This is a genomic window from uncultured Salinisphaera sp., from assembly GCF_964012375.1.
Lineage (GTDB): Bacteria > Pseudomonadota > Gammaproteobacteria > Nevskiales > Salinisphaeraceae > Salinisphaera.
The window spans coordinates 1-4,508 of the sequence record NZ_CAXGSH010000155.1; the positions used below are offsets into that span (position 1 = coordinate 1).

The window sequence follows — 4,508 nt, forward strand, 5'->3', positions numbered from 1 at the left end:
ACGCCGCGCTCGAATACGCCAAGAAACTGGCCGATGCGCGCGAACGCTATGCCGATGATCTGCTCATCGTCATGCGGGTGTACTTCGAAAAACCGCGGACCACGGTGGGCTGGAAGGGTCTGATCAACGACCCGGACATGGACGATTCGTTCAAGATCAACAAGGGCATCCGCCTGGCGCGCGAGCTGCTGCTCAAGCTCGCCGACCAGGGCATTCCGGCGGGCGTCGAGTTTCTCGATCTGATCTCGCCGCAGTATCTGGCCGATCTGGTGGCCTGGGGCGCGATCGGCGCGCGCACCACGGAAAGCCAGGGCCATCGCGAGCTGGCCTCGGGGCTGTCCTGCCCGGTCGGCTTCAAGAACGGCACCGGCGGTTCGATCAAGATCGCGGTGGATGCCGTGGGCGCGGCCCATCATCCGCACCATTTCCTGTCGCTGACCAAGGAAGGCCAGTCCGCGATCTTTGCCACCGACGGCAATCGCGATACGCATATCATCCTGCGTGGCGGTGCGAACGGGCCGAACTACGACGCCGATTCGGTCGCCGGCGCGGTCGCCCTGCTCGAACAGGCGCAGCTGTCGGGCCGCCTGATGATCGACTTCTCGCACGCCAACAGCCGCAAGCAGCACAAGAAACAGCTGGAAGTCGGCGACGACGTGGGCGGTCAGATCGCCGCGGGCAGCCGTGCGATCTTCGGCGTGATGATCGAATCCCATCTCAAGGAAGGCAACCAGAAGCTGGTGCCGGGCGTGGAGCCCGAATACGGCGTGTCGATCACCGATGCCTGCCTGCACTGGGAGGATACCGATGCCCTGCTCGGCGAACTGGCCAAGGCCGTGTCCGAACGCCGCGACCTGCGCAACAACGGCGACGACGACTGACCCCTGTTAACCAACACGGGGTTCACGAAAAAGCCGCCCGAGGGCGGCTTTTTCGTGTCCGGGAAGGGTCGGCGTCTACCAGTACGGCCCCGGCAGCAGCGCGGCCAGCACGCGCCCCGGAATATTGGGCTTTTCGGCCTCGCCCGAGCGCCCACCGCGGGCGGCCTTGGACGAGGGGAACATATGAAACGCCTTGTGCAGCACGAAGTCGTTCACCTTGGGCCACAGGGCATAGCTAATCTGGGCGGTGGTGCCCAGCGGCGAGGCAATGCGCTTGGGCTTTTCCAGGATCGCGCACACGATCATGTCGGCGGCCTGCTCCGGTGTGAGCGTGGGCACATAGTCGTAGAGCTTGGTGGGCGCGATCATGGGCGTACGCACCAGCGGCATGTAAATAGTAGTCAGATCGATATTGCGCGAGGCGACTTCCGGCGACAGACAGCGTGAAAAGGCGTCGAGCGCGGATTTGGACGCCACATAGGCCGAAAAACGCGGCACGTTGGTCAGGCAGCCGATACTGGAAATATTGATGACGTGCCCGGTGCGGCGTTTCGCCATGGCTGGCAGGAAATTGAAGATCATGCGGATGGCGCCGAAGTAGTTCAGCTGCATGGTGCGTTCGTAGTCGTGGAAGCGGTTGAGCGACTCGAACACGCCCCGTCGTATCGAATGCCCGGCGTTGTTGATCAGAATATCGACGTGATGATGATCGGCCAGAATCTGTTTCGTGCAGGCATCGATGGCTTGCATATCGTTCAGATCGCAGGGATACGCCACCGCCCGACCGAGGCCGATCTTGTCCACGATGGCCCGGGTTTCCTCGAGCTTGTCGGGTGTGCGTGCCACCATGCAGACCGTCGCGCCGGCACGGGCCAGCTTTTTCGCGGTCATGAAACCGATGCCGCTGGAGGCGCCGGTGATGACCACCACCTTGTCCTGCATGCGCCGCAGCAGCTTCTCGGGCACATGGAAATCGCAGTCCATATGCATTTCCCAGTAGCGCCACAGCGTCTCCGCATAGTCTTCCAGGCGCGGACAATGAATACCGCTGCCCTTGAGCGCGGCCTGGGTATTCACGTCTTCGAACACGGCGCGATTGTTTACGTAGCCGAGTATCGACAACGGCACGCCGATACGCTTGGAAATGCTCTTTTCCAGCCACTCCGCCTTGGGGATATTGCCGGCCAGACGCTTGAGCTGGTGCTCGATATTGGCCGGCCACTCGTGGGTCGGCAAACGACGCACGATATCCGGGCCGTGGGCCGCGCGCATGAAGATGCGCAACATTTCGCCGGCGGTCGGCGGCTCGTTCTGGATAAGAAAGAATGCCTGACCGTCGAGGTTGCGCTTGTGGGCAATATGCACCATCGCATCGACGACATAGTCCACCGGCGCCACCGGCATCTGCCCGCCCTCGATACCGAGTAGCGGCATCCACTTGGGCACGTTGTCGCGGATGCGCTTGATCGGCTTGAAGAAATAATAGGGGCCGTCGATCTTGTCCATTTCCCCGGTTTCGGAATGGCCGACGACCATCCCCGGGCGATAGACCCGCCACGGCACCTTGCAGTGCTCGCGCACGATCGCCTCGGACTGGAACTTGGTCCGATAGTAGGGATGGCGGACCTGCTGGCCCTCGTCGAACATCTCGTCGGTGAACACGCCTTCGTAATCCGCGCCGGCCACTGCCACCGACGAGACATGGTGGAAACAGGGCTTCTTGCCGGATTCGTTGGCCAGCGCACCCGCGAGGGCGACGATATTCGCCGTGCCCTCGTTGTTGACCTTGTCGGCCTGGGCGTCGGTCATGTTCATGTCGTAGACCGCGGCCAGATGAAAGACATGATCGATAGTGCCAGTCAGGTGTTCAAGCGCTTCGCGGTCGATCACCCCGCGCCGGGTGATATCGCCCCAGACCGGGATCAGGCGGTCCTCGCTCACGCCCAGCCTCTCGCACAGGCCGGTATAGCGGTCGGCGCTGGCCCGGCGCATCAGCACATACACGGTCGCATTGCGCCGTGTCAGCAGTTTTTCGACAAGGAAACGACCGATGAAACCGGTCGCACCGGTCACGAGATAGTTCATTATTGCTTTGTCCTGGTCTGGATATCGTCCTCGGCGCCACCGCTGGCGGCGTCGCTCGCATCGCTGACGGTAAACCCATGCGGCCCCCTTGCGCCACTATTACGATCGCGCGATCGCTTCTGACACAATGCGTCGACGCGCAATAGCCCACCCAATCAGGATGCATCCATGAGCGAAACCATATTTTCCAAGATCATCAATCGCGAGATCGATGCCGATATCGTCCACGAAGACGACCAGTGCCTGGCGTTTCGCGACATCAACGCGCAGGCGCCGATGCATATCCTGGTGATCCCGAAAAAGCCCATCGACATGCTTGTTAACGCCGAAGCCGACGATCAGGCGCTGCTCGGGCATCTGCTGCTGACCGCACGGCAGGTCGCCAAGAACGAAGGCTATGGCGAGGCCTTCCGACTGGTCGTCAATAACGGCGAGGCCGTGGGCCAAAGCGTGTTTCACTTACATGTACATATCCTGGGCGGACGCGACTTCGCCTGGCCGCCGGGCTAAGCGTGCCTTGCAAGGGGATGAATCGACCCCATCAATGAAGACACAGCTGCTTTGTGGGCCGAGTCCGCGCGCGCTAACATGGCGCGCTTTGGATCGGCTCGCGGGCCGATTCGCCTGACTGGAACCGCAACACGATGAGTACCGTGGCCAAGGCGCAGGGCGCCAGCAAGAACACCGCTTCCAACGCGCGCGAGAGCGCACGTACCGGCACAGAGATCGAAGATGTCCAGAGCCGGGCCGATCCCCGCCATCTGGCGATCAACAGGGTCGGCATCTGTGATATCCGCCATCCCGTGTCGATCGAACAGCGCGTGGGCGGCCATCAGAGCACGGTGGCCACCTTCGGCATGTACGTGAACCTGCCCCACCATTTCAAGGGCACGCACATGTCCCGCTTCGTGCAGATTCTCAACGCGCACGAACACCAGATCACCGTCGACTCGTTCCGAACCATGCTCGGTGAGATGACCGAGCGTCTCGAAGCCGACAACGGCCATATCGAGATGAGCTTTCCCTACTTCATCGACAAGTACGCGCCGGTGACACGGGAAAAAGGAGTGATGGACTACAACGTCACCTTCATCGGCGATCAGCGCGGCGAGCGTACCGATCTGTATGTCGAAGTGAAGGTGCCGGTGACCACCCTGTGCCCCTGCTCCAAGGATATTTCCGACTATGGCGCCCATAACCAGCGCTCGCTGATCACCATCCGCGTGCGCGCGACCGAATTCTTCTGGCTGGAAGAACTCATCGAAATCGCCGAATCGCAGGCGTCATCCGAGCTTTTCGGCATTCTCAAGCGCGTCGACGAAAAGGCAGTCACCGAGCGAGCATACGAAAACCCGAAGTTCGTCGAGGACGTGGTGCGCGATATCGCCCAGTGCCTCAACGACGACGCGCGGTTTCGTTATTACGTTGTGGAGTCGGAGAACTTCGAATCGATCCACAACCATTCGGCTTACGCGATGATCGAACATGACAAGGATCAGCCCGCCAGCTGAGCCTTCGCTCGATTCGAAGTCCGGCTGACAT

4 protein-coding genes are annotated in these 4,508 nt (G+C 61.3%); 3 read left to right on the forward strand and 1 reads right to left on the reverse strand.

Annotated features, from left to right (window positions below):
• Positions 1 to 881 (forward strand): 3-deoxy-7-phosphoheptulonate synthase (locus tag ABNU97_RS17230; protein ID WP_348767897.1); only part of this gene is annotated, 881 nt, incomplete at its 5' end.
• A 75-nt stretch (positions 882 to 956) separates the two neighbouring features.
• Here the strand turns inward: ABNU97_RS17230 and ABNU97_RS17235 are convergent.
• The gene (locus ABNU97_RS17235) at positions 957 to 2,966 is read right to left on the reverse strand and encodes an SDR family oxidoreductase (protein ID WP_348767898.1); all 2,010 of its coding nucleotides are present in this window, start codon (positions 2,964 to 2,966) and stop codon (positions 957 to 959) included.
• Between the two features lie 168 nt (positions 2,967 to 3,134).
• On the opposite strand from ABNU97_RS17235, the gene ABNU97_RS17240 reads away from it, so the two are divergent.
• Positions 3,135 to 3,476 carry a histidine triad nucleotide-binding protein gene (locus ABNU97_RS17240; protein ID WP_348767899.1) on the forward strand — a complete coding sequence of 114 codons (342 nt, stop codon included), beginning with the start codon at positions 3,135 to 3,137 and terminating at the stop codon, positions 3,474 to 3,476.
• Between the two features lie 134 nt (positions 3,477 to 3,610).
• Positions 3,611 to 4,477 (forward strand): GTP cyclohydrolase FolE2, encoded by an 867-nt coding sequence (gene folE2, locus ABNU97_RS17245; protein WP_348767900.1) that lies wholly within the window; start codon positions 3,611 to 3,613, stop codon positions 4,475 to 4,477.
• The last annotated feature ends 31 nt before the right edge of the window (positions 4,478 to 4,508 follow it).

What these genes read in the sequence shown, in the direction of transcription:
- ABNU97_RS17235 (WP_348767898.1), bottom strand. Translation starts at nt 2,966, where the DNA reads ATGAACTATCTCGTGACCGGTGCGACCGGTTTCATCGGTCGTTTCCTT.
- ABNU97_RS17240 (WP_348767899.1), top strand. Translation starts at nt 3,135, where the DNA reads ATGAGCGAAACCATATTTTCCAAGATCATCAATCGCGAGATCGATGCC.
- folE2 (WP_348767900.1), top strand. Translation starts at nt 3,611, where the DNA reads ATGAGTACCGTGGCCAAGGCGCAGGGCGCCAGCAAGAACACCGCTTCC.